This window comes from Streptomyces sp. NPDC041784, assembly GCF_055591025.1.
The window spans coordinates 104,925-129,392 of record NZ_JBVJAB010000019.1; the positions used below are offsets into that span (position 1 = coordinate 104,925).

The 24,468-nt window shown below is 73.2% G+C and carries 14 protein-coding genes and 3 pseudogenes; 8 read left to right on the forward strand and 9 right to left on the reverse strand.

Annotation, left to right across the window (positions count from 1 at the left end; all coding sequences use genetic code 11):
- Positions 1-134: 134 nt before the first annotated feature.
- Positions 135-2,507: a SpoIIE family protein phosphatase gene (locus tag ACZ6D7_RS33230; protein WP_469498978.1), complete on the reverse strand. Its 2,373-nt coding sequence runs from the start codon at positions 2,505-2,507 to the stop codon at positions 135-137.
- Positions 2,508-2,799: 292 nt separating this feature from the next.
- On the opposite strand from ACZ6D7_RS33230, the pseudogene ACZ6D7_RS33235 reads away from it, so the two are divergent.
- Positions 2,800-3,036 (forward strand): annotated as a pseudogene (locus ACZ6D7_RS33235) (hypothetical protein); the annotation flags it as partial.
- 42 nt (positions 3,037-3,078) lie between these two features.
- On the opposite strand, the pseudogene ACZ6D7_RS33240 reads toward ACZ6D7_RS33235, so the two are convergent.
- A pseudogene (locus ACZ6D7_RS33240) lies at positions 3,079-4,710 on the reverse strand (nuclease/transposase family protein).
- On the reverse strand, positions 4,703-5,278 hold the full coding sequence (locus tag ACZ6D7_RS33245) for an IS607 family transposase (protein ID WP_469498980.1): 576 nt from the start codon (positions 5,276-5,278) through the stop codon (positions 4,703-4,705). The pseudogene ACZ6D7_RS33240 and the gene ACZ6D7_RS33245 overlap by 8 nt, the downstream one beginning before the upstream one ends.
- Before the next feature lie 70 nt (positions 5,279-5,348).
- On the opposite strand from ACZ6D7_RS33245, the pseudogene ACZ6D7_RS33250 reads away from it, so the two are divergent.
- Together ACZ6D7_RS33250 and ACZ6D7_RS33255 are read left to right on the forward strand one after the other, a co-directional pair.
- Positions 5,349-5,627 (forward strand): annotated as a pseudogene (locus tag ACZ6D7_RS33250) (sugar-binding domain-containing protein); the annotation flags it as partial.
- Positions 5,628-5,792: 165 nt separating this feature from the next.
- The gene (locus tag ACZ6D7_RS33255; RefSeq protein ID WP_469498983.1) at positions 5,793-8,033 is read left to right on the forward strand and encodes a glycoside hydrolase family 9 protein; all 2,241 of its coding nucleotides are present in this window, start codon (positions 5,793-5,795) and stop codon (positions 8,031-8,033) included.
- 25 nt (positions 8,034-8,058) lie between these two features.
- Here ACZ6D7_RS33255 and ACZ6D7_RS33260 read toward each other — a convergent pair whose 3' ends face one another.
- Positions 8,059-12,819, reverse strand: a complete 4,761-nt coding sequence (locus ACZ6D7_RS33260; protein WP_469498986.1) for a CHAT domain-containing protein — start codon at positions 12,817-12,819, stop codon at positions 8,059-8,061.
- A 190-nt stretch (positions 12,820-13,009) separates the two neighbouring features.
- Here ACZ6D7_RS33260 and ACZ6D7_RS33265 point away from each other — a divergent pair, with 190 nt between their 5' ends.
- The 3 genes from ACZ6D7_RS33265 to ACZ6D7_RS33275 all read left to right on the forward strand — a co-directional run bounded on the left by ACZ6D7_RS33265 (position 13,010) and on the right by ACZ6D7_RS33275 (position 15,681).
- Positions 13,010-13,255, forward strand: a complete 246-nt coding sequence (locus tag ACZ6D7_RS33265) for a hypothetical protein (protein ID WP_469498988.1) — start codon at positions 13,010-13,012, stop codon at positions 13,253-13,255.
- Between the two features lie 3 nt (positions 13,256-13,258).
- On the forward strand, positions 13,259-13,636 hold the full coding sequence (locus ACZ6D7_RS33270) for a toxin Doc (RefSeq protein ID WP_469498991.1): 378 nt from the start codon (positions 13,259-13,261) through the stop codon (positions 13,634-13,636).
- 410 nt (positions 13,637-14,046) lie between these two features.
- Entirely contained in the window at positions 14,047-15,681 is a 1,635-nt protein-coding gene (locus tag ACZ6D7_RS33275; RefSeq protein WP_469498993.1) for an RICIN domain-containing protein, read from the forward strand.
- Between the two features lie 176 nt (positions 15,682-15,857).
- Here the strand turns inward: ACZ6D7_RS33275 and ACZ6D7_RS33280 are convergent, their stop codons facing one another.
- Both ACZ6D7_RS33280 and ACZ6D7_RS33285 read right to left on the reverse strand, forming a co-directional pair.
- Complete coding sequence (locus ACZ6D7_RS33280; RefSeq protein WP_469498996.1) at positions 15,858-16,553, reverse strand: alpha/beta fold hydrolase; 696 nt, start codon at positions 16,551-16,553, stop codon at positions 15,858-15,860.
- A 333-nt stretch (positions 16,554-16,886) separates the two neighbouring features.
- Positions 16,887-17,534 (reverse strand): hypothetical protein, encoded by a 648-nt coding sequence (locus ACZ6D7_RS33285; RefSeq protein ID WP_469498999.1) that lies wholly within the window; start codon positions 17,532-17,534, stop codon positions 16,887-16,889.
- Between the two features lie 335 nt (positions 17,535-17,869).
- On the opposite strand from ACZ6D7_RS33285, the gene ACZ6D7_RS33290 reads away from it, so the two are divergent.
- The gene (locus ACZ6D7_RS33290; RefSeq protein ID WP_469499000.1) at positions 17,870-18,307 is read left to right on the forward strand and encodes a subtilase-type protease inhibitor; all 438 of its coding nucleotides are present in this window, start codon (positions 17,870-17,872) and stop codon (positions 18,305-18,307) included.
- A gap of 283 nt (positions 18,308-18,590) precedes the next feature.
- On the opposite strand, the gene ACZ6D7_RS33295 is transcribed toward ACZ6D7_RS33290, so the two are convergent.
- Positions 18,591-18,935: an STAS domain-containing protein gene (locus ACZ6D7_RS33295; RefSeq protein WP_469499003.1), complete on the reverse strand. Its 345-nt coding sequence runs from the start codon at positions 18,933-18,935 to the stop codon at positions 18,591-18,593.
- Positions 18,936-19,151: 216 nt separating this feature from the next.
- The gene (locus ACZ6D7_RS33300; RefSeq protein WP_469499006.1) at positions 19,152-20,654 is read right to left on the reverse strand and encodes an MFS transporter; all 1,503 of its coding nucleotides are present in this window, start codon (positions 20,652-20,654) and stop codon (positions 19,152-19,154) included.
- Between the two features lie 138 nt (positions 20,655-20,792).
- Between ACZ6D7_RS33300 and ACZ6D7_RS33305 the strand changes: the two genes are divergently transcribed.
- Positions 20,793-21,626 carry an alpha/beta fold hydrolase gene (locus ACZ6D7_RS33305; RefSeq protein ID WP_469499009.1) on the forward strand — a complete coding sequence of 278 codons (834 nt, stop codon included), beginning with the start codon at positions 20,793-20,795 and terminating at the stop codon, positions 21,624-21,626.
- Between the two features lie 7 nt (positions 21,627-21,633).
- On the opposite strand, the gene ACZ6D7_RS33310 is transcribed toward ACZ6D7_RS33305, so the two are convergent.
- Entirely contained in the window at positions 21,634-24,468 is a 2,835-nt protein-coding gene (locus ACZ6D7_RS33310; RefSeq protein ID WP_469499012.1) for an NHLP bacteriocin export ABC transporter permease/ATPase subunit, read from the reverse strand.

Genomic DNA, 24,468 nt, shown 5'->3' on the forward strand with positions numbered 1-24,468 from the left:
GCGGCCCCCATGCCCGCCGAGCAGCCCCCGCGCCGGCCGAGCCGGGCTCACTCCTCCTCGAACAGCCCCAGTTCCGCCCAGATCGTCTTGCCCTCGCCGGTGTGCCGGCTGCCCCAGCGCTGGGTGAGCTGGGCTCACTCCTCCTCGAACAGCCCCAGTTCCGCCCAGATCGTCTTGCCCTCGCCGGTGTGCCGGCTGCCCCAGCGCTGGGTGAGCTGGGCCACCAGCAGCAGACCGCGGCCCCCCTCGTCCCAGGTCTTCGCCCTGCGCAGGTGCGGGGCGGTGTGGCTGGTGTCGGACACCTCGCAGATCAGCGTCTCCGCGTCGTGGATCAGCCGCAGCCGGATGGGGTGGGAGCCGTACCGGATGGCATTGGTGACCAGCTCGCTCACCACCAGCTCGGTCGTGAACGACGCCTCGCTCAGCTGCCAGCGCGCGAGCTGGTCGACGACCTGCTTGCGGATCGGCGCGACCAGCGCCGGGTCGGCGGGGATGTCCCAGGTCGCGACCTGGGAGGCGGGCAGCCCGCGGGTGCGGGCGAGCAGCAGGGCCACGTCGTCCGAGGCGCCGCCCGCCGGCAGCAGGGCGCGCAGCACCCGGTCGCAGGTCTCGTCCAGGGAGCCCGAGTGCGCGCCGAGCGCCTCGCCGAGCAGCCGGTGACCGGCCTCCTCGGTCCGCTCGCGGGATTCCAGCAGCCCGTCCGTGTAGAACGCGAGGACGCTGCCCTCGGCCAGCTCCAGCTCGGTGGACTCGAACGGCAGCCCGCCCACGCCGAGCGGGGGACCCGCGGGCAGCTCGATCCGGCGCGGCACGCCGTTCGGCCGCAGCAGCACCGGCGGGGGATGGTCGGCCCCGGCCATCGTGCAGCGCCGGGACACCGGGTCGTACACCGCGTACAGACAGCTCGCGCCGACCTCGCCGGGGCTGCCCTCGCCTCCCGCCTCCTCGGAGAGCCGGACGACCAGGTCGTCGAGATGGGTGAGCAGTTCGTCGGGGGCCAGGTCGATGTCGGCGAGGGTGCGCACGGCCGTCCGCAGCCGGCCCATCGTGGCCGAGGCCTGCACGCCGTGCCCGACGACGTCGCCGACGACCATGGCGACCCGCATCCCCGACAGCGGGATCACGTCGAACCAGTCGCCGCCCACCCCGGCGCGGGCGGCCGGCAGATAGCGGGAGGCCGCGTCGACGGCGGCGGTGCGCGGCAGGGTGCGCGGGAGCAGGCTGCGCTGGAGGGCGAGGGCCGTCTCGCGCTCGCGGGAGAACCGGCGGGCGTTGTCGATGCACACGGCGGCCCGGGCGGTGATCTCCTCCGCGAGCAGCACGTCGTCCGCGGTGAACGGATCGGGCCGCCGGAACCGGGTGAGGACCGCGACCCCCAGGGTCACGCCCCGGGCCCGGATCGGCACGGACATCGTGGAGTGGATGCCGATCTCGCGCACCCGGGCGTGGCGCAGCGCGTCCCGGGCGAGCCAGGCGTCCAGATCGCCCTGCGGCACGGAGCCGACCGTGGTCCGGCCGACGACCAGAGAGTCGGCCTGCGGGGAGCCGGCCGGGTAGTCCTGCACCTCACCGGGCTTGGCCACGGCCTCCGGATCGCCGGGGGTGACGGAGCGGTGCGCGCAGCGGCGCAGGCCGATCGGCGGTGTGAACCGGACCGGGGGTTCCCCGCCGTCCTGCGGGTCCAGCAGGTCGACGCTGACGAAGTCGGCGAGCGCGGGCACGCACACGTCCGCCAGCTCCTGCGCCGTCCGGGTGACGTCGAGGGAGGTGCCGATCCGCACGCTCGCCTCGTTGACCAGCCGCAGCCGCTCGCGGGCGAGGTAGCTGTCGGTGAAGTCGTGGGCGGCCAGGCAGACGCCCCGTACCCGGCCCTCGGCGTCGGTCACCGGCGCCAACCGCGCCAGCCAGGCGTGCGCGTGGTCCTCGCCGCCGGCGCGGGTGTACGTCTGGACATCCTGCGCCAGGCCGGTGGCGAGCACCCGCAGCATGTGCCGCTCCAGGTCCGCGCTCTGCGGCCGGCCGCCGATCTCGGAGGGCCGCAGCCCCCGGACCCGCTCCTCGGGCAGTCCGATCACCCGGGCCATCGCGGTGTTGATCCGGGCCAGCCGCAGCCGTTCGTCGTAGACGGCGAGGGCACACGGGGACTGCGTCAGTGCCGCTGTGGCCAGCGGGTCGTCGGGGGAGTGGGGCCCGCCGCCGGTCAGCGGGGTGACGACGAGCCAGCGCCCCGGGGTGTTCTCGAGCGCGGGCCGGTGGTGGGCGAGCAGCCACACCGGCACGGGCCGTCCGTCACGGTGACGCAGGGTGACCATGCCGTCCCAGCGGCCGCTGGTGGGCACCGGGAGCGGCCCGTCGGCCAGCAGATCCCCCGCGGGGCGACCCACCACCTCGGCCGGGGCCCAGCCCAGCAGGGTGCGCGCGCCCTCGTTCCACTCGACGAGCGTGCCGGTGTCGTCGACGACCACCCGGGCCGTCGCGGCCTCGTCGAAGGGATACTCCGGGCTCATCGTCGCCACTCCATCGCGGACACTCACAGTGAACGGGCGCTGTCACATCCGTTCCAGCCTAGTCCGTCCGGCTCACGGGCGGACCGGAACCCCCGGAGGGCGACGGGAGGGCCGGTTGTTCCGGCCGAGGCCAAGGGGGAACCGGGCCATGTGTCCCGAACGGGTCCCGGGTCACCCGTGAGGCGGGAGGGCCGACCCGTGGTCTTGACGGGCCGGAGTGGCTCGTCGTCAGATTCTGTTCGGTAACGATCGGTTGTGAGTACTTCTGGGTCCTGATGAGGGAGAGTCGCCAGTGACAGTAACTCGCAGATCCGTCCTGCTCGCCTCCACGGCCGCGCCGGCCGCCGGAGCGTTCCTGGGCACCCCCGCCGCACAGGCCGCCGGGACGGCCGGGGCCGCCGCGCCCGCCTTCGGCCGTCGTACGGTCCCGCTGCGCGACGGCTGGCGCTTCGCGCTGGTCGACCCGGGCGGTGTCACCGACCCGACCGGGCAGTACACGGACGCCGCCGAGCCCGGCCACGACGACTCGGCCTGCGCACGGGGCGGTGCTGGTCCATCGAGCAGACCGTTCCTAAAGACTGAGCGGGAGTGAGTCCTGTTGCCAGGACCCGTGCTCAGCCGCGTGCCCCGAACGGTATTGGGCACACTGGTCCCCCGCGTTCTCACCGCGTCCGGCGCCAACGGATCGTGTCCGTGGTCCGGGGATGCGGGGGCGGGTTCCCTCACGCCCAAGGACCTCCGGTGCGGCCTGGACGGTCCGATGCCCCGCACGATCGCTCCGGTCGTGCGGGGGCGGTGCCGTCCGTCGCCGGATCGGGTGCCCCTGGGCGCGTCGCCCGATCGCGATGCTCGCGGCATCGTGACGGGTGGTCTTCCTGTTCTTGCCGGCGAGGGGCTTCTGCCAGTGCTGGGCACCTCACCGGGAGGTGTACGCGGGATCGACCGCGATGATCGCGATGCCCGTGTGGTCGGCCATCGCCGTGAGCCGGGCGCGGAGCCTGCCGGTGGGCAGGCCGGAAATGAGCTGCCGGAACCGCTTCTTGCGGCCGTGCTTCTCCCGGGTCTTCTCCGCGCCGAAGTCCAGGTCCTCGACGGCGATCGCCTTCACGCCGCAGGTCTTCGCCCAGTGCAGCAGCCGGGTGAGGGCGTGCCGGACCTGGGCGTCGCGGTGACCGGCGGTGCCGGACAGGTCGTAGAAGAAGCGGCGCGGGGTGCCGGTCGGGTTGCCGTGGACATCCAGGCGCCACGCGGCGAGGTGGTCGGCGTTGGTGTCCACGCCGATCACGCCCTCGGCGAGTGCGGCATGCAGGGGGAGGGTGGGGGTGGGCGGGATCTGCCAGGAGGCGGTCAGGTACCAGCGGTCCCGGCCTGTGTCGTAGTGGAGGCGGCAGGCCACCGCCCGGTTGGCCTCGACGCGGTCCGCCCACTCGGCGCCCCGGTGTGCAAACCGCACCCTGCAGGCGAGTACGTACCGGCCGTGCGGCGCGTTCGCCAGATGCGCGAGCGGTGCGGGGAGCTTGACGCTCACCTCGCCGTCGGGGCTGACGCGGATGGTCTCGTTGCCGTAACGCTTGCCGGACTCCCCGTCGGCGGCGAGGAGCCACCGTCCGGCCTCCCAGCGCCGGCGCCACTCGGCCTCGGTGAGCCGGGCGTCGGCGAGATGGTGCCGGGTCCGGGCCAGCCGCTTCCCGCCCCGCACGACATGCACGACCCCGGCTTTGCGGGCCGCCCGCTCCCGTTCCAGGCGGTCCTCAAGCACGTGCAGCCGGCGGGTCTTCGCGTGCCACTCCTGCCGGGAGCGGTAGCCGCCCGGCGTTCCCCTGGAGCCCTTCTGACCGACGGGAAGGGACAGCCGGTGCGCGATGGTGCGGATACCGGTTTCGAGGCTTTGGATGTGCGCGAGCTGGCCGCGGCGGGCCAGCGCCCACTGATCGTGCGTGGCCTTGGTGATGCTGCCCGCCCAGCGCGACGACGACACCGCGGTCAGCTCCCGCTTGCGCGCCGCCCACGTGTCCGTGGAGTGCTCCAAGCCGTCCCGGCAGCGCGTCTTGAGGTCCTTCGAGGCGAGCGTGCCCAGATACGCGCCCACCAGGCGCAGCACCCTCTCGTCCTCGGGCGTGAGCTGCCCCAGCCGAGTCCGGATCGCGACACCGGACGGCCCGGGAGCGACGAACGGCGCCTCGATCGGGCGGAGATCAGCCATGCCCGGCCGCCTCCAGCGCCTTGCGGGCACGGTTCTTCGCCGACCTGCGCCCGTACAAGCGGGCGCAGAAGGAGGTCAGCACCTCCACCATGTCCCGGACCAGATCGTCCTCGACCTCGCCGTCGTCCAGCACGGCGAGGCGACGCCCGGACGCCTCCAAAGCCGCCTCGACCAGTTCGGTGTTCATCCGGCCAAGCCGGTCCCGGTGCTCCACCACGACCGTGGTCACCTCGGGATCGGCCAGCAGACGCCGGGCCTTGGAACGCGCCCCGTTCATCCCCGAACCGGTCTCGGCCTCGACCCGGACGACGCGGTGGCCGGCCTTCGCCGCCCACCCGGACAGCCGGGCGACCTGGCGCTCCAGGTCCGCCTTCTGATCACGGGAGGAGACCCGGGCATACAGACCCACACCGCCGACAACCTCCGGCGCCGCATTGGCCTCGACATTCACCAGGATCATGCGCGGCCCGACCCGCTGCGCGGGTACCGGCAAGGTGCCCTCACGAAACCAGCGATACGCGGTCTGCGGATGCACACCCTGCGCCCTCGCCCACTCCGTCAGCTTCACACCCTCACAACGATGCTCACCCCATCGAAGTCACGCTCACTCAAACGACCTCGAAGACGAACAGTTAACTACCCCCACCACCGAGCACGGCACCACCAGCGGCACCGGCTTCTTCCCCGGCGGCGTCGGCTGGTACCGCCTCGCCTTCACCCTGCCGCCCGCCGACGCCGGCCGGCGGATCTCGGTCGAGTTCGACGGCGTCTACATGAACTCCTCCGTGTACTGCAACGGCACGGAGGTCGGCCGCCACCCCTACGGCTACACTGGCTTCGCCCTCGACCTCACCGATCTGCTGCACACCGACGGCACCACGAGGAACGTGATCGCCGTCAAGGTGCGGAACCGCCTCCGTGACCGGGTCGGCGGTCCGGAGGGGACGCGGGGCGGAACCCGTCCCGTCCGGACCGTTGACGGGGTGTCATGACTGCAACAAGCATGTCCTGTGACCCCTCTCTGGGAGCGCTCCCATGGCTGTGCCGTGGAAGCGTCCCGCACCTTCCCGAGGAGCCCGGACGTGAAACGACGCAGAACCGCCCTGCTGTCCCTCGCGGCCCTGCTGGGCGCGGCACTCACCGCACTGCCCGCCGCGCAGGCGGGTGCCGACGAGACCGAGCAGGTCAGGAACGGCGGCTTCGACACCACCGCCGACCCCTGGTGGACCAGCAACGTCACCGCCGGACTGTCCGCCGGCCGGCTCTGTGCCGACGTACCGGGCGGCACCGTCAACCGCTGGGACTCCGCGATCGGCCAGGACGCGATCACCCTGGTGAAGGGGTCGTCGTACCGCTTCTCCTTCGCCGCCTCGGGCCTCCCCGAGGGCCAGGTGGTGCGGGCGATCGTGGGACTCGGTGTCTCCCCGTACGACACCTGGTACGAGGCGACCCCCGTGCTGAGCGAGTCGGGCGACGCCTACTCCTACACCTTCACCTCACCCGTCGACTCCACCCAGGGGCAGGTCGCCTTCCAGGTCGGCGGCAGTGCCGAGCCCTGGCGGTTCTGCCTGGACGACGTGTCGCTGCTGGGAGGGGTGCCGCCGGAGGTGTACCAGCCCGACACCGGGCCGCGTGTCCGCGTCAACCAGGTCGCCTATCTGCCGTCCGGCCCGAAGAACGCCACCCTCGTCACCGACGCCACCACGAGACTGCCCTGGCGGCTGCGGAGCGCCGCCGGTAAGACGGTCGCGCACGGCTGGACCGTACCGCGCGGCGTCGACGTCTCCTCCGGGCAGAACGTCCACTCCATCGACTTCGGCGCCCACCGGGCACGCGGCACGGGCCTCACCCTGGTCGCCGACGGCGAGACCAGCCGCCCGTTCGACATCGGCACGGCGGCCTACGAGCAACTGCGCCTGGACGCGGCCAAGTACTACTACACCCAGCGCAGCGGCACCCCGATCCGCGACGACCTGCGCCCCGGCTACGGCAGGGCCGCCGGCCACGTGGGCGTCGCCCCCAACCAGGGCGACACGGACGTCCCCTGCCAGCCCGGGGTCTGCGACCACACCCTGGACGTGAGCGGCGGCTGGTACGACGCCGGCGACCACGGCAAGTACGTCGTCAACGGCGGCATCGCCACCTGGGAACTGCTCAGCACCTACGAACGCTCCCTCCACGCCCGCACCGGCGACCCGGCGAAGCTGGGCGACGGCACCCTCGCCCTCCCGGAGAGCGGCAACAGGGTCCCGGACATCCTCGACGAGGCCCGCTGGGAACTGGACTTCCTGCTGAAGATGCAGGTACCGGCCGGACAACCGCTGGCCGGCATGGCCCACCACAAGATCCACGACGCACAGTGGACCGGCCTGCCGCTGCTGCCGAGCGCCGATCCGCAGAAGCGCGAACTGCACCCGCCGACCACCACGGCCACCCTCAACCTGGCCGCCACGGCGGCCCAGGCCGCCCGCCTGTACCGTCCCTACGACAAGGCCTTCGCCGCGCGGGCCCTGACAGCCGCCCGCACGGCCTGGGCGGCGGCGCTCGCCCACCCGGACGTGTACGCCGACCCCGCCGACGGCACCGGTGGCGGCGCGTACAACGACGACAACGCGACCGACGAGTTCTACTGGGCCGCCGCCGAGCTGTATCTCACCACCGGGGAGAAGAAGTTCGCCGACCACGTCCTCGGCTCCCCGGTCCACACGGCCGACATCTTCGTCCCGTACGGCTTCGACTGGTCCCGCACGGCCGCCGCGGGCCGCCTGGACCTCGCGCTCGTCCCCAACAAGCTCCCCGGCCGGGACACGGTCCGGCGCTCGGTGGTCCGGGGCGCCGACACCTACCTCGCCACCCTCGCCTCGCAGCCGTACGGCATGCCCTACGCCCCCGACGGCAACCGCTACGACTGGGGCTCCGCCCACCAGGTCCTCAACAACGCGGTCGTCATCGCCACCGCGTACGACCTCACCGGAGCCTCGAAGTACCGCGACGGGGCCGTCGAGAGCATCGACTACGTCCTCGGTCGCAACGCCCTCAACCTCTCCTACGTCACCGGCTACGGCGAGGTCGACGCCCACCGCCAGCACAGCCGCTGGTACGCCCACCAGCTCGACCCGAACCTCCCGAGCCCCCCGCCCGGCACCCTCGCCGGCGGCCCCAACTCGAGCATCCAGGACCCCTACGCACAGGCCAAACTCCAGGGCTGCGTCGGCCAGTTCTGCTACATCGACGACATCCAGTCCTGGTCGACGAACGAGACCGCGATCAACTGGAACGCGGCCCTGACCCGACTGGCGTCGTTCGTGGCGGACCAGACCTGAGCACGACCGCGCACGTCCCGCCCGGTCAGACACCGACGTGGACGTGCGCGGCCCACAGCCAGGGGGTGTCGGGCCGGGCGTCGCGCCACGCGGTGACGGCGCGGTGCAGGGCCCGGGCGGACCGGGCGACCTCCGGCGGCACGGTGCCGCCGGAGGTCAGGTCCGTGTAGAAGGCGTCCGTCATCGAGGCGGCCGCCGCGTCCTGGACCGGCCAGAGGGTCCCGATCACCTGGGCGTACCCGGCGAGAAGGAAGGAGGAGGTCAGCTGGAGCACCTCGTCCACCCGGTCGGGGGACGTGCCCGCGGTGCTGCACGCCGAGAGGAAGGCGAGGTCGCCGCGGAGCCGCAGGTGCGAGACCGCAGCCAGGGTCAGGGGCCGGGCCTCGTGGTCGTCGAGGAGGAGCCGGCTCTCGCGCGGGGAGTGCCAGTCGCTGACGGCGTGACAGGCGAAGTGGGCGACATCGTGCTCCGGCAGGGCGGCGAGGACCGTGTCCCGTACCGTGTGCGGACTGTCGAGGAGCCGGGCGTCCGGCATCAGCGTCAGCAGTCGGCGCGCTTCGCGCCGCACTCCGGGCAGCGGCGACGCCCGCGGGGTCCGGGGCATCGACACGACGAGGGCGCGGCGCGGGCCCGTGGCGCCGCCGGTACGGCTCTCGCGATGGGCCAGCCGGGCGGACGCGAGGGCACGCAGCGTGGGGGTGTAGGAGGAGACCACCCGGTCCAGCACCGCCCCGGGCCGGTGGCCGGCCGCATGCAGCGGGAACCAGATCATCGGGCCCGTCGGACACCACCACAGCCGTGGCGGCCCGGCGTCCGGGTCCGCCGGGAGATGGCCGCCGGCGTCCAGCGCGTCGAGCACCGGACGCGTCACCGTGTCCCACAGCCACGCGAGGATCTCGCGCAACGGCTGAGCCACGGGCACGCCGGTGAGGGAGGCGGGCAGCAGCCGGTTGGCCTCCCGCTCGATCGCCGCCCACTCCAGATCGGGCAGTGGGATCGCGCACAGCCCCGAACGCGTCACGGCGAGGGCGTCGCACCGGCCGCGCGTCGCGTTGACGTAGACCACCGGCCCCTCGGCGGCCTGTTCCCGCAGCTCCGCCCAGGTGGGCGGCAGCAGGAACCGCTCGAAGCCGGGGAGCCGGCGGATCTCGGCCAGCAACGCGTCCCACTCGGTGGCGAGTTCGAGGCGCTGGTCGCCGATCAGGCGCCGGTGCCCGCCGGCCTGCTCCTCCCCGCCGGTCGCCGTCACACGCACGAACGGCTCGGGGGCCGCGCTGAGGCTGTCGAGCGCCCGGGCACGGGCGCGCAGCCGGTCGATGGCGGCGGCAGGCCCGGCGTGCCGCTGCCGCAGCCGGGAGATGTCGCCCCGCGCGTCCACGGCCTCCGCCATCAGCACGCCCCGGGTCTGCTCGAGCAGCTCCACGGCCCGCTCCGGCCGGCCGGCCTCGATCGCGGCGGCGGCGGCGTCGGCCGCGAGGCCGGTGAACTGCCCGAGCCGGTGTTCGCGGTCCTCCCGTTCCAGCGACAGCGGAACCAGCTCGACCAGGAGACGTACGGCGTACTCGTAGGCTTCGAGCGCTTCCTCGGCGCGTCCCGACTGCCGGGCGTACCGCCCCCAGTGCCAGGCCGCGTCCAGGCGCAGGGGGGTCTCGACGGAGCGGATGCCCGCCGCGGCGCGGAACGCGGACAGGGCCTCCTCCAGGACCACGGTGTCGTGCTCGCGGCAATGGCGTCGCCACCGGACACGGCCGCGCAGCACCTGGAGTTCGTGCGGTACGGGTGCGTCGTCCCTGGGCGTGGCCATCGCCTCGGTGACGGCCCGTTCCGCCTCCGCCAGGGCGGCGGGGTCGCCCGTCACGTCATACCGGTCGATCACCGCCATGGCCAGGTTGAACAGGGCCTTCTGCCGCAGCTCCGGCACGCAGTCGGCGGCGGCGGCGCGCAGGAGGCCTTCGGCCTCCTCGTCGGCCGAGGGATCCTGGGTGAGGGCACTGACCCGGTGCAGAGCCAGCCCGAGGTCGGTGAGGAGGAGGGGACGCGTCACATGGCCCGTCGGCGTCAGGGAGAGCGCCCGCCGACCGGCCTCCACGGCGGCCCGGAGGGCGACCGGATCCTCGGTACGTTCATGGAAGCGCAGGGCGGCGCGCGTGAACACGGACAGATGGTGGACGAACCACGGGTCCTCCGGAGGGGCTTCCTCGATCACCCGGCGCGCCGTCGCGACGCTCTCCTCGAGCGGAGCCAGTTCCCCGGTCACCTCATGCAGCACGCGCAGCGCGTCGCTGAGGTTGGTCAGGTAGAAGGGCCGGTCGACATGGCCGGGTGAGGTGGCAGCCACCGCCCTGCGCCCGTACCGCACCACCTCGCGCACACGGGCGACGTCCCCGGTCGTGCGGAACTTCCGGTGGACCACGATGGCCAGGTTGTTCCAGGCGGCCGCAGGGGGTGTGTTCCCTCCCGCGAGTGCCCGGCGGCCCGCTTCCTCCGCCTCGTCCAGCGCCGCCGGATCGCCCGTCGTCTGGTGCCAGTTGGTGAGAGCCGTGCAGAGATTGGACCAGGCATTGGGGTCGATGCCGGCCTCGGTCAGCACCGACGAGCGGGCCGCGGTGACGGACTCCCGGAGGGACTCCTGATCGCCGGTCGCCCGGAAACGGGTGTTCAGGACGAACGACAGGTTGGTCAGCACGAGACTGCGGTGCCAGTCGTGCTCCGGTTCGGTGGCCACCGCCTGTCGGGCATGATGCACGGCCTCGTCCAGCAGGCGCTCGTCATGGGTGCGCAGATATGTGTCGTGCAGGGCCAGAGCGAGCCCGGAGGACATGTACCCGGCGTCGTCGGGCAGCTCCGGGGAGGCCTCGGCCGCGGTCCGCCCCGCAGCGACGGCCTCCGCGAGCAGCTCGGGCCTGCCGGTCCTTTCGTACCAGGCGTGCAGCAGGGGAGCGAGGGCGAGGTGGAGCACCTCCGGCCTGCTCACCGATGGCAGGGCCAGGCCGCCTCGGAGCACTTCGGCAGCCTCGGCCAGGGCGTCCGGATCGTCTCGCGACTCGCCCAGCAGCCGCAGTGCTTCGGCGAGCCGGACCAGGCAGACCGTGTACTGGGGATCCTGCGGGCGAGGCGTGCGGGTGACGTGCCGCAGATCGGTCACCACCTCCTTCAGGGCGTCCGGCGCGCCGTGCCGCAGATGGGCGTAGAGCACGAGCGCCGCCCGGTCCGCCTGGTGCTCCAGCAGATCCGGGTCGTCGGGCGGAGTGAGCGCGGCCGCCTCGCGCCCCGCGGAGATCGCCTCCGCCACCAGTTCGGGGTCGTCGGTGTAGCGGACGAGGAGCGAGGCGGCCTCGACGAACAGCCACCGGCCGTTCACCTGTCCCGACTCGTGCCGCCGGGCGAGCGCGTACATGTCCCGGGCCCGGCTCGTGGCCTCGGTCAGTGACGACGCGGAACCGGTCCGCAGGAACAACCGGTGCAGGCCGTCGAAGAGCCCGTGCAGCCAGATCAGCCGGTGGGGATGGTCCGGTGGTGTCTCCGTCAGGACGGTCCGGCACAGGGCGATGCCACGATCGAGGAGATCCGCGGAGGCGCCGGCTCCGTTCTCGGGATCCAGGCAGTGGCGAGCCAGGATCTGCCGGCTCCGGTATCCCGGTGCGGAGTCCGTGGTGGTCGCTGCGACAGCTGCTTCCGCGGCTTCACGGGCTTCGTCGCCGACCGCGGGGGAGCCGGTGAGAAGCAAGAGGTCGTCCAGCACGTCGGCGAGGTCGCCGAGGTCCTCGGCACGTGCGGCCGGGGCGGTGGCGGCGAGGATGCGCCGCAGGACGTCGGCGCGCTCGCGCAGCGAAGCCTCGTCGGGTTCGTACCGCCTCAGCATCGCCAGGAGATTGCGCAGTTCCACGATGTCCGGTGCCCCCGGAGGCGCGTCCCGGACGAGGCCCCGGGACAACTCCGTGGCCTCCGCCAGCGCCGCCGGATCGGTCCGCAGTCGGTGGCGCACGAGCAGGGCGACGGCCAGGATGCTGCGTGACGTGGACCGGTGCGGGTCGCCCTCCGGCAGGAGCGTCAGTGACTCGCGCAGGAGGGCGGCGGCTTCGTCCGCCGCCGCGGCGTCGTCCGTGGCCTGGGCGGCGTTGAGCAACGTCCTGGCGAGGGCTCCGAGGGCCACTCCCCGCCGTGCGTCGCCCGCGGGCACGGCCGCGACGACCGCGCGCCGCCGGCGCAGGACCGCTGCCATGGTGATCTCCCCGGTCCGTTCGTGCAGCCTCTCCAATTGGTCGGCGGTGTGGGAGAAGTACTCGACGCGTCGCGGATGGCGTTGGGGCAGTGCCTCGCACACGGGCACGAGCAGCGTCACGGCGGCCCGCAGGACACGGACCTCCCCGGTCTCGGCATACCGGTGGACCAGTCGCGCGGCTTCCTCCTGCCACAGCACGGGTCCGCCCGGCGGACGGTAGGCGTCGCGCAGCCCCGTCCGCACCTCGGGGGCGAACCCGTCGGGGTCGCACAGCCACGAGGAGCGCAGCAGGCGGAGTGCCAGCCGGCGTTCCCTCCCGCTTCCCCGGAATCGGCCCGCCGTGCCCCGGTACCAGAAGGCCAGACCCGCGGCCCGGCACACGTCGTGGTCCCGGTGGACCGACTCGCCGACGGCGTCCAGCAGTTCCCGCACCACCCCGAACGCCTCACGGGAGAACAGCGCCCTGCGGTCCCCGTCCCGCTCCCACCGCCGCACCCGCTCCTCGACCGCCGTCAGCAGTTCCCGCCGCCGTTCGGTCTTCGGGCCCGCCTCCGTCTCCGTCATGTCCCACCCCCGTCAGCCACGGCGTGGAGCCGCGGTGACGATCAGGATGTGTCCGGGACCGGCCCGCCAACAAGGGCGTGCGGCCGGCGGCGCGCGCCTGTTGCGCGCCCCCGGTGACCCGGTACCGCTCGGCCTCCCCTCTGACCTCGGCGTATTTACGGGTAAGTACCCGAGCGGTACCGTGAAGGGCATGCCAGCCCTCAATGTGGAGTTCAGCGATCGCGAGCTGGAGGACCTGCGGCAGATCGCCAAGGAACGAGGCACGTCGATGAAGGCGCTCGTGCGGGAGGCCGCCGCGGCCGACATCGCGCGGCACCGGGCGTTGCAGGAAGGTGCCAAGGCGTTTCGGACGTTCTTCGCGTCCCATGCCGACGAGTTCGCGGCCGCCTTCCCCGACGACGAACCGTCCGTCAAGGGCGAGGGGCGGGTCGCCTGACCGATGACACCCGTCATCCACATCGATGTGCCCTGGCTGCTTCAGCGCCACGAAGAGGTGCTGCCGGAACAGCCCACCATCAACGACTTCTCGGCGCTGGTCGCCGCCGTCGCCCGGCACCGGGTCGACCCGCCCCGGCTGGGGGTGAACTCCGACCCTGCCTGGCGCGCCGCCGCGCTGCTGCACACGCTCGCCCTGCTCAAGCCGCTGCCCTCGGCCAATGCCCGCTTCGCCTGCGCGACGGCGGTGGCCTACATGTTCGTCAGCGGCGTCGGCATCGACCCGCCCTACGGCGCCCTCGTCGACCTCGCCCGGGACCTCATCGACGGCGGGACCGACGTCTACGGCGCGGCGGACCGGCTGCGGTCCTGGCAGATATAGGCCGTCCCGGAAAGGTGTGGGCCGCCGGCCCAGGGCGGGAGGAGCAGGGCCGGCGGCCGTTTCGCGCGGGAGAGCCGCCGTCCCGCGCGGGGCCTCCGAGGAAGTGGCCGGTTCCAGTCCACTACGCGGCACCGTGGGCGGGAAGGTGCGTGACGGTCCGGCACGTGCGCGGGTTTCACACGGGGCGCAAGAGCGGATGAAAGGTGCGAGGCGGGGCACGGAGGGGGTCCTGCTTGTCGACTTTCTTTCAACAAGGGGCAGCTTGTCCGCGCGCCTTGTTGCGCACGACTCAGTTGTGCGAAGGTGACGCGTGGGGCGGGGGGTGAAAGCGGGGTCTCCGCGTTCGCCGGCGGAGTCGAGATTCGCGCTCCCCGCCGCGTCGAAGCAGGTACGTACCGAAGGAACCCCTCTTGTCCACCCCCCAGCCTCCTCGTCCTCCCTACCCTCCGCCCGGCGGGGGCCCCGGCGAATCCGACGAGTCGCTCGCCGCAGGGATACGCGGCGGCACGGACAGCGAGGTCGCCCAGTCCACCGCGCTGCTGATCGCCCGCCACTGGCGGCCGGTGCACGAGTACGCGGTCATCTGCCTCGCCTCCGGCGGGAACGTGTCCAACATGCTCACCGCGGCCGCCTTCCACCAGGTCTTCGACCGGCTGAAGCTGGGCGAGCCGGGCACCGCGCTGCGCCCCCGACTGCTCATGACCGTACGGGACATGGCCCGGCTGTGGTCCGCCGACGAGGACATCTCCGGCGTCCTGCCCGTGCTGCGCAAGCCGGCCGGCGCCCGCGGCATGCGCACGGCGAAGTCCCTGATCCCCGACAACCGCGTCCTCGTGGAGCGCTCCTTCCAGGGCCTGCCCGCGGTCGCCCGCTGCGTCCTGTGGCACGCGGAGGTCGAGGCGGAGGAGATCACCGTCGCCATCGGGCTGCTCGGCATGGACGCCGAGACCGTGGCCGGCGCCCTCGAACAGGCCCGGGACAAGCTCCGCGAAGGCTTGGTCCGCGCCCACCGGGAACTCGCCCCCAGCAAGGACTGCCGTTTCTACAACCGGCTCCTCGACGTCCCCATCCGCCGCGGCGGCGACCTCCTGCCGGACGTCCGGCAGCACCTGGACGAGTGCCGCTACTGCCGGGCCGCAGCCGAACAACTCGGCCACTTCGAGGGCGGACTGGGCATCCTGCTCGCCGAGGCCGTACTGGGCTGGGGCGCCCGTCGCTACCACGACTCCCGCCCCGGACGCGACAAGCAGCAGGCCGTACGCCTGCGAGGGTCCGCCCGGCACCGCGGCGGTGGCGGCACGCGCGGCCGGCGCTCCACCCTGCTCTCGCGCATTCCGTCGCCCCGCCGCAAGTCGGCCGACGGAACGCGCTCGCCGCGCGCGCTGTTCACCGGCGTCGGCCTCGCCTCGGCCGGCCTGATCACCACCCTGCTCGCGGCCGGCGTGTGGTCGGACGGCGGCGGTGCCGACCCGGCCGCCTCCACCAGCGGCGCCGTCCCCGGCACCGACTCCCAGGCCGCCACCGTCTCGCCCACCAACCCCGCCCAGCTCCCCGCGGTACCGAGCCGGACCAGGCTGCGCAACGCCGACGCCGATCTCTGCCTCGACATCCAGGGCGAGCCGACGGCCGGGGCGGTCGTCGAACTCGCGGACTGCTCCGACGACGTCACCCAGCTGTGGTCGTACGACCAGGACGGCCTGCTGAGCAGCGCCGCCGACCCCGACCTCTGCGTGGACTCCCACGCGGACGCCGGCGTGGTCATCCTGGGCGAATGCGCGGACACCGACGCACCGCGCGCCGACGACGTCCGCTACGACCTCACCGTCCAGGGCGAGTTGCTGCCGCGCTGGGACGACGCCCTGGCCCTCGCGCCGACCGGCGAGCAGCCGGGCGCCGACGTGGTCGTGAAGGTCCGCGACCACTCCACCGCCCAGCGCTGGCTCACCGACGGCGTCTCCGCCTCGCCCGGCTCCCTGGCGGTCACCGGCACCGACGCCCCACCCGCGGCCCGCCCGGCCGGCCTCACGGCGGACGACCCGGCCTGAGACCCGGACCCCCACCGGCCGCGCCCGGCGCGGCGGGAGGGTCCAGGCGGCGGGCGGCGGTGTCTGCCGTCGCCGGGTTCGGTGGGTCCATGCGAACCTGCGTCCGGTCGTGCGGGCGGCTTGGGGCGGTCGTGCCGTACCCGCTGCCGGCGGCTTCCCCTCGCCCGCCGGTGGTCTCAGTCGGTCGTGGCCGACTCGCGCAGGATCCGGGCCAGTTCGGCCGGGCGGGAGAACATCGGCCAGTGGCCGGTGTCCAGCCGCACCAGGTCCCAGCGCTCGCCCCGGAGCAGTTCGGCCACGGCCGGTGGCGGTTCCTCCCCGTCGAGCAGGCACTTGACGTACGTCGAAGGCAGATCGCCGGGCGAGCCCTTCAGCTCGGCCGGTTCGGTGAGCGTGGCGCCGGGGTGCGGGGTGCCGTCGGACCAGATCCGGGCGATCTGCTCGTCCGTGAGGCCCTGCCCCGCGTAGTCGTCCGCGTCCAGCGGCGGCCAGAAGCCGTCGTGCTCCTCGATCGACGCGCGGACGTGGTCGCTGGGCCAGCCCGAGAGGAAGGACTCGCCGTCGAACGGGACGTTCGCGTCGACGTACACCACCCTTCTCAGCCTGTCCCCGATCCGCTCCGCGGCCTGTCCGACCGGGACGCCGGAGTAGCTGTGCCCGACCAGCACCACGTCGCGTAGGCCGAGGCGCTCCACCTCGTCGACGATGTCCTGGACGTGCGTCCGCGCGCCCGCGGGGACGCCGCGCTTCTCGGCGAGGCCGGTGAGGGTGAGCGGGTGGGCGTCGTCCCCGGCGGCGCGCAGCTCGGCCGCCACCTCGTCCCACGCCCACGCCCCCAGCCAGGACCCCGCCACCAGTACGAAATGAGTCATGCCCGCAACGTAGCCGAGGGGTCTGACAAGGGCCCCTCCTCGACGCCCGTCCCGGGCCCGGTGATCGGCGGCACCGGCACGTCCACGGTCCGGGCCAGCCGGGCCCCCTCGGGCCCGTACACCGCGCGGGGCGGTGAGGGACGGCGCGGGCGTGGCGGGGGACGGCGGGGTCACAGGGGGCTCCAGCAGCGGGCGGTCGACAGTGGAGCGCGGGGTGGCGCGGCGGGGGCGGACGGCCGTCGCTGCCGCCGGGTGGGCGACGCGGGCGGATGCCGTCCGGGACGGGGTCCGCCGAACCTATGGGGTGGGGCAGGACCCCGGCCAGTGGGCGAATCATCCTTCCTTCGCGTCCCCGGTGGACGAATCGTCCCGGGAGTCCCTCACCTCCTCGGTGTCCGGCGCCTTCTCCGCTCCCGGCGCCGCCTCCGCGCTCGGTACGTCCTCGGTGCTCGATACCTCCTCCGTGTCCGGCCCCTGGGCCCGTACCCGCTGGACGTGCTCCAGGGAATCCCGCAGTTCGGTGAGCCAGTCGTCGGTGTGCCGCTGGACCAGCCGGACGCACCAGGCGAGCGCGTCGCTGCGGCTGCGGGCCACGCCCCCGGCGATCAGGGTGTCGAGGACCTGGCGCTCGGGCTGCCGCAGCCGGGTCATCACGGGCGCGGCGATATGGGTGAACAGGGCGCGCTCCCCGTCGCACACCACGCCCCAGGACACCTTCCGGCGGAACCGGTGCTCGGCGTCCCGGGCCACGGCCATCCGGGTCTCCCGCGTGCGCTCCCGGAACTCCAGGATCCGGGACTCCACCGCCGCCTCGCGCTCGGCGGCCGGGGCGTCCTCGGCGAGCCGGGGCGCGGCGATGCGCCCGATCACGGTGATCTCCTCGCGGTCGACGCCGACCTCGGTCAGCTCCTCGAAGAGATCGTCGGGCAGACGGCCGGCGAACCAGCCCCTCAGCTTCTCTCTCTGCTCCGTCGTAATCATGTAATGACGATTACTCTGCTGGTCCATGAACACAAGGGGTCCAGGAGGAGTCCTCCGAGAGCGGAATCGGGGCCGGAGCGGAATGTTTCAGGCCTATTAACGAACCTATGAGAATCAGTCAGGTCGCCGACCCAAGAGATCACGAAGTGCTTGCTTCCGGCGTTGGAACGTTCGAACTCCGTAACTTCACGCCACTGTTTCAATACGCAAGGTTACTGAAACGCGTGGGGTCGATGTGAGTTTCGGCGCCGGACTCGGCAGAGTGGCGCTCGCCGCGTCGGGCACCGATCGCGCCGGGCCGGCACACCCCCGAATCGAGCGGAAGGATGCACACAATGCGGAACACCGCGCGCTGGGCAGCGACTCTCGGCCTCACGGCCGCCGCCGTCTGCGGACCCCTCACCGGGTCCGCGCTCGCCGCCCCGGCCGCAAGCCCGGCCTCGCTCTACGCCCCGTCGGCCCTGGTGCTCACCATGGGCCACGGCGAGAGCGCCGCCACCGTCAACGCGGCGCGGGCCGTCACCCTGAGCTGCGCTCCCGGCGCCTCCGGCACCCATCCGGCCCCGGCTCTGGCCTGCGCCGAGCTGCGCGGCGCCGGCGGCGACCCGGCCCTCCTGGCGGGGAGCGTGAGCGGCAGGGTGTGTACCAAGCAGTACGACCCCGTCGTCGTCACCGTCGACGGCGTGTGGCAGGGCAAGCGCGTCGCCTTCGAGCGCACGTTCTCCAACGAGTGCGTGAAGAACGCTGCCGAGAGCAGCCTCTTCGCGTTCTGAGACCGGGATCGCGTGCCTTCCGTGGACGCCGCGACCGGCTCGTGACGTGGGGAGTGCGAGCCACTGACACGGGACGACCGCGATCTCGTACCCAGGGGCCGGACGGGCGGAGTGGGGCCGCCCACCGGCCCCTGGGGTCATTCCCCCAGGGGCCGTTCCCCCTTGGGGGCTTCCCTCGTCCCGGGCGCCGGGGAACCCGCCGGGCAGCCGCGCCTCTCCCCGGGCGCCGAGCCTTCCGCCCGACGGCCACTTCCCTCCCCGGCCGCCCGGGATCCCTCCCGGTTCACGCCCCCTCCCCGGGTACCGCCGGGAGCGGTGGGAAGCGGCCCAGCAGGCCCGTGGCGCCGAACAGTCGCCGCAGGCGCGGCTCGCCGGAGACGACCCGGAGCCGCCCGCCGCGCGCCGTCGCCCGGTCCTGGGCCCGGCACAGCACCCGCAGACCCGAACAGTCGAAGAACGTGACGCCCCGCAGGTCCACCAGGACGTCAGGGGCGACCGCGGCGGTCGCCGCGTCCAGATGGTCCGCGAGCAGGCCCGCGGTGGCCAGGTCGATCTCTCCCGTCACCTCGACCACGGTGAAGGAGCCGGTGACACGAGTACGTGCGTGGGGATTGGCCGGCGGCGTCATGTCCGTTCCACCTCGGCAGGGGGTGCGTTTGAAGGCGGTAGTTACCCCGGCCGGGCGCGCAGCATCCCTGTCGGACCGCCCGCAAGATCTAGTTCACTCGACCTGGTGAACCTTCTTGGTTTCGGTTGACTTTCGAACATGGGAAAGGCCGCCGTCCCTCGCGGACGGCGGCCCCTGTCTTCCCGGTGCGGCTCTCCCGGACGGTCCGGCGGTCCGTCACATGTGGACGACCGGCGCCGCGTCCGCGTCCTGCTGCGGGACCCCGCGGCGGAAGAGCAGGAAGGCGATCACCGCGCCCGCCGCGAAGAAGCCCGCCGACCACCAGAACGCGGTGGTGTAGCTCTCGATCGTCGCCTGCGCCTGGACCGCCTTGCTGGTGGCGTCCCGGCCGGCCAGGTAGTCGGTCGCGGCGCTCGCGGCGAGGGTGTTCAGCAGCGCCGTACCGATCGAACCGCCGACCTGCTGCATCGCGTTGACCGTGGCGGAGGCCACGCCCGCGTCCTCGGCGGCGACCCCGCCGGTGGCCAGCTGCATCGCGGGCGGCATGACCAGGCCGAGGCCGACACCGATGACGACCAGCTGCGGGAGCACCGTGGTCAGGTAGTCGGAGTCCGCTCCGATCCCGGTGAGCCAGGCCATGCCCACCGCGGCGATCGCGAAGCCCAACGGGATGACCGCCTTCGGCCCGATGCGCGGCACCAGGGCCGTCGTGCCGAGCTGCGCGGCCACCATCAGCGCGGCGACCATCGGCAGGAACGCCACACCCGTCTTCGTCGGGCTGAAGCCCAGGTTCAGCTGGAGGTAGTAGGTGAGGAAGAGGAACACGCCGAACATGCCGGCGCCGGAGATGAGGACGGCCAGGAAGGAGGCCGCGCGGTTGCGGTCGAGCAGGATGCGCAGCGGCAGCAGCGGGTGCGCGGCGCGCGTCTGCCACCAGGCGAACGCCGCCAGCAGCACCCCGCCGGCGAGCAGGAAGCCCCAGGTCTGCGGGGAGTTCCAGTCGTGGGTCTCGGCGTTGGAGAAGCCGTACACCACGGCGAACAGACCGGCGGCCACCAGCACCGTGCCGGGCACGTCCAGCTTGGAGTTCGCGGCGTCGCGGTGGTTGCTCAACAGGATCCAGCCGCCCGCGAAGGCGAGCACCGCGATGACCACGTTGACGTAGAGCGTCCAGCGCCAGTCGAGCGCGTCGGTCAGGACACCGCCGAGCAGCAGGCCCACCGCGCCGCCCGCGCCGGCGATCGCGCCGTAGACGCTGAACGCCTTGGCGCGCTCCTTGGCGTCGGTGAACGTCGTGTTCAGCAGCGAGAGCGCGGCCGGGGCGAGCAGCGCGCCGAAGGCGCCCTGGAGCGCGCGGGCGGTGACCAGCATCTCGAAGTTGCCGGCCGCGCCGCCGAGCGCGGAGACGGCGGCGAAGCCGGCGACCCCGACGAGGAAGGCCGTCTTGCGGCCGAAGAGGTCCGCTATCCGCCCGCCGAGCAGCAGCAGGGAGGCGAACGCGAGGGCGTAGGCGGTGACGATCCACTGCCGGTTGCCGTCGGAGAAGCCGAGGTCGGCCTGGGCCGAGGGCAGTGCGATGTTCACGATGGTCGCGTCCAGGACCACCATCAGCTGGGCCAGGGCGATGACCGCGAGGATCCACCACTTCCTGGTGGGGGCGGCGGACGCCTGCGGCCCGGCGCCCGTGCGGGTGCTGTCCGTCAAGGTCTTCGAGGACATGGGGAAGGACTCCAGGAGCTCGGTGCGGAAGGGTGGAGCGCGAAGGCAAAGGGCACGTAAACGAAACTGTTTCGTACACATCGAGGCTAGACCACTTCCCGCGAAACGGCAACGTTTCGCTAGTGAGGGAGCTCAGGCATGCGCAGTGGCGTGTTCGACGTCGACGGGGCGGGGCTGTACCACGAGGTGCGCGGCAGCGGTCCGCCGCTGCTGATGATCAGCGGGGCCGGGGGAGACGCCGGCTACTACACGCAGGTGGCCGAGGACCTCGCCGACGCGTTCACCGTGATCACCTACGACCGGCGGGGCAACTCCCGCAGCGGCGGCCGCGACGGCGGGCCGGTAGGGCTGGACCGGCAGGCGGCCGACGCCCGCGCGCTCGTCGACGGCCTGGCCGGCGGACGGGCGCTGGTCTTCGGCAACAGCGCCGGCGCGATCATCGGACTCACCCTGGCCGCGCTCCATCCGCGCACGGTGGCGGGGCTCGTCGCCCACGAGCCGCCCGCCGTGAGCGTCCTCCCGGACGGCGACCCGGCCCGCGGCTTCTTCCCCGAGGTCGCCGGGCTCTACGCGCGCGGCGGGGGTCCCGCGGCCGGGCGCCGGTTCGCCGAGACGACGCGCGGCGAGGGCACCTACCGCTGGCCCGCCGACCTCTGGCAGCGGTTCCTGGGCAACCAGGACCACCTCTTCGGCAGCGAGTGGGCGGCCTTCGCCGGCTTCTGCCCCGACGAGGAGGCGCTGCGGGCGGCCGCCTTCCCGATCCTGCTCGCGGCCGGCGCCGAGGACCGCGGCACGTACTACGCCCGCCCCTCCGTCGAGATCGCCCGCCGGATCGGGGCACCCTGGGCCGAGTTCCCCGGCATCCACATGGAGTTCCTGCGCGACCCGCCCCGCTTCGCGGCGGCCCTGAGGGTGGCGGTGACCCAGATGTGCGAGGACGTACCGGGCGAGGACGTACCGGGCGAGCCGTAGCGCGGCCCTACGTCAGCTGCCGCCGCACCAGCTCGTGCAGCCGCCCGCCCGTGTCGGCGAGCAACTGGGCCGGCGGGCCCTGCTGGGCGACCTTGCCGTTCTCCATGACGATCACCCGGTCGGCGTCCATGACCGTCGACAGCCGGTGGGCGATGACGATCCGGGTGGCGTTCAGCTTGCGGGTGCTCTCGATGACCGTGCGCTGGGTGTCGTTGTCCAGCGCGCTGGTCGCCTCGTCGAAGAAGAGGATGCGCGGCCGGCGGATCAGCGCCTGGGCGATCATCAGCCGCTGGCGCTGGCCCCCGGAGACCGAGCCGCTGCCGGCGACGATGGTGTGCAGCCCCATCGGCATCCGCCGGATGTCCTCCCCGAGCCCCGCCAGCTCGGCCGCCGCCATCGCCTCCTCCGGCGTGTACGACCCGGTGCCGCAGATGACGTCCAGGATCGAACCGGTGAACGGCTGGGCGTGCTGGAGCACCACCCCGCACTGCCGGCGCACGGCCGACCGGTCGAGCGCCGCCAGGTCCTGACCGTCGTAGAGCACACTGCCCGAGACCGGACGGTCGAAGCCGATCAGCAGCCTGAGCAGGGTCGACTTGCCGCAGCCGCTCGGACCGACGACCGCCACGAACTCGCCCGGCCGCACCTCGAAGGACACGTCGTCCAGGACGAGGGGACCGTCGTCGGAGTAGCGGAACGACAGCCGGCGGGCCTCCAGGGCGCCGGACAGCGGACCCGGGCGGGTGCTCGCGGTGCGCACCTCGGGCGTCGCCTCCAGCACCGGACGGATCTCCTCGAACAGCGGCAGCGCGGCCACCGCCGACACGAAGGCGCCGGTCAGCGAGGTGACCGAGGTCAGCAGCATGGTCATCGAGGTGTTGAAGGTGAGGAAGTCCGCCGCCGACAGCGCGCCCCGCGCCGGACCGGCCAGCAGCATGAACATCAGCAGCGAGCACAGCGGCAGATAGACCGCGCCCAGCACGGTGGTGAGGTTCTTGATCCGGCCGAGGCGCTGCTGCAGCTCACGGCTGCGCGCGAACTCCTCCGCCCAGGCCGCGTACGCGTAGTTCTCGGCGGCCGCCACCCGCAGCTTCGGCAGCCCCCGCAGGGTCTGGAAGGCCTGGTTGTTCAGCTTGTTGGAGAGCACCACCAGCCGCCGCTGCCAGCGCACCTGCCACAGCCCGAGCCCCAGGAACACGAGCGCGACGACGACCAGCATGCCGATCGCGGCCAGCGCCATCGGGACGCTGTACCAGAGCAGCAGCCCCAGGTTCATCGCGCCGATCGTCACCGACTGGGCCACCGAGGGGCCGAGGCCCGCCAGGAGGCGCCGGATCGCGCTGATGCCCATCGCCGCGCTCGCCAGCTCGCCCGTCGAGCGCTCGGCGAAGAAGTTCGTCGGCAGCCTGAGCAGCCGGTCCCAGACGGCCGGCTGGAGCGTGGCCTCGATCCGGCCCTCCAGCCGCAGGATGGTCAGGTTCTGGAGCAGCATGAACGTTGCCGCGACCACACTGCCGACGATCACCGCCAGACAGGCCTGGACTATCAGCCCCTGCTGGGCCCTCGGCACGTACTCGCCGAGCACCTTGCCGGTGGCGATCGGCACCAGCGCCCCGATCGCCACCGTCACCAGCCCGCTCAGCAGCAGGTGGGTCAGGTCCCCGCCGGTGCCCCGCATGCTGAACCGCAGCAGCCCGAGCGGGCCGAGCCCACGCTCCGGCAGCGGCCGGTAGAACATGACGGCCCGCGGCTCGAACTCCTCCGCGTTGGCCTTCTCGACCGGTGTCTCCCGCCCGGTCGACGGATGGACGGCGACATAGCCGCCGCGCCGCCACAGCAGCGCGACCGGTGCCCCGGACAGAGCCCGGTGCCCCACCAGCGGGCCCACGTCGTCGCGCCACCAGCGCCCGTCGAGCCGTACCGCCCGGGTGCGGACCCGGGAGGCCAGCGCGATCTGCTCGACCGGGTCGAGCCGGTCGTCGCCGGCGCCCGTCCGCGCGGGCTCGGTGAGGGCGATCCCGGCCGCCCGCGCGACCAGCCGGCAGGCGGCGAAGGTCGCGTCCGCGTCGGCGGAGGTCGCGCGCGGACCCGCCGTGCGGCCGATCGACGCGAGCAGCGTCCGGTCGGCCTGGGCGCGCACCGCCTCACCGGCCTTGATCCCGGCGGCGGTCCGGGTCTCGTGGGTGCGCTCCAGCTGCTCGATCCAGCGGTCCAGCGTGGTCAGCAGCCGGTACTGCTGGTCGACCATGCTCTGCCACACCGCCGGGTCCATCAGCAGGTCGGCGGTCGCCTCCGCGCCGTACAGCGAGCCGTACTGGACGCTGCCGGGCGGCACCTGCATCCAGAACACGTCGTCGTCCGTGACCTCCGCGGGCTTCTCCGTCGCCATCGGCGCCTGGAAGAGCACGGACAGGCCGCGGCCGACGCCCAGGGCCAGCGCGTACTCCAGCGGGCTCGACGTCGGCGGCACGTACTGGGGGTTGCCGTACGCGTCGTAGGACCAGGTCTGGGTGTGCGCGGGCTGGTACAGCTCCCGCAGGCCGATGCGGTGGACGACGCAGTCCCGCGACGGGCGGGCCACGAGGGTGTGCTGGGGGCCGGTGACCGGGCCGAGCAGCAGCGCGCCCGCCTCCAGCCGGCCCAGATGGTGCCAGTGGCCCTGCTGTTCGGCGTCCACCGCGAACAGGTCCAGCGCGCCGGCCGCGACCAGCCACAGCACCTGCGGACCCGCCAGGTCCAGCCGGCTGAAGCCCGCGCACTCCACGCGCGCCCCCATCCGCCCCAGCGCGGCGAGCACGACGTCGCCCTCCTGTACGGCGTCGCCTTCGTGTACGGCCGTCAT

Coding starts and splice junctions, on each gene's coding strand:
- ACZ6D7_RS33230 (WP_469498978.1), bottom strand. CDS start 2,507: ATGAGCCCGGAGTATCCCTTCGACGAGGCCGCGACGGCCCGGGTGGTC.
- ACZ6D7_RS33260 (WP_469498986.1), bottom strand. CDS start 12,819: ATGACGGAGACGGAGGCGGGCCCGAAGACCGAACGGCGGCGGGAACTG.
- ACZ6D7_RS33265 (WP_469498988.1), top strand. CDS start 13,010: ATGCCAGCCCTCAATGTGGAGTTCAGCGATCGCGAGCTGGAGGACCTG.
- ACZ6D7_RS33270 (WP_469498991.1), top strand. CDS start 13,259: ATGACACCCGTCATCCACATCGATGTGCCCTGGCTGCTTCAGCGCCAC.
- ACZ6D7_RS33280 (WP_469498996.1), bottom strand. CDS start 16,553: ATGACTCATTTCGTACTGGTGGCGGGGTCCTGGCTGGGGGCGTGGGCG.
- ACZ6D7_RS33285 (WP_469498999.1), bottom strand. CDS start 17,534: ATGATTACGACGGAGCAGAGAGAGAAGCTGAGGGGCTGGTTCGCCGGC.
- ACZ6D7_RS33290 (WP_469499000.1), top strand. CDS start 17,870: ATGCGGAACACCGCGCGCTGGGCAGCGACTCTCGGCCTCACGGCCGCC.
- ACZ6D7_RS33295 (WP_469499003.1), bottom strand. CDS start 18,935: ATGACGCCGCCGGCCAATCCCCACGCACGTACTCGTGTCACCGGCTCC.
- ACZ6D7_RS33300 (WP_469499006.1), bottom strand. CDS start 20,654: ATGTCCTCGAAGACCTTGACGGACAGCACCCGCACGGGCGCCGGGCCG.
- ACZ6D7_RS33305 (WP_469499009.1), top strand. CDS start 20,793: ATGCGCAGTGGCGTGTTCGACGTCGACGGGGCGGGGCTGTACCACGAG.
- ACZ6D7_RS33310 (WP_469499012.1), bottom strand. CDS start 24,468: ATGACGGCCGTACACGAAGGCGACGCCGTACAGGAGGGCGACGTCGTG.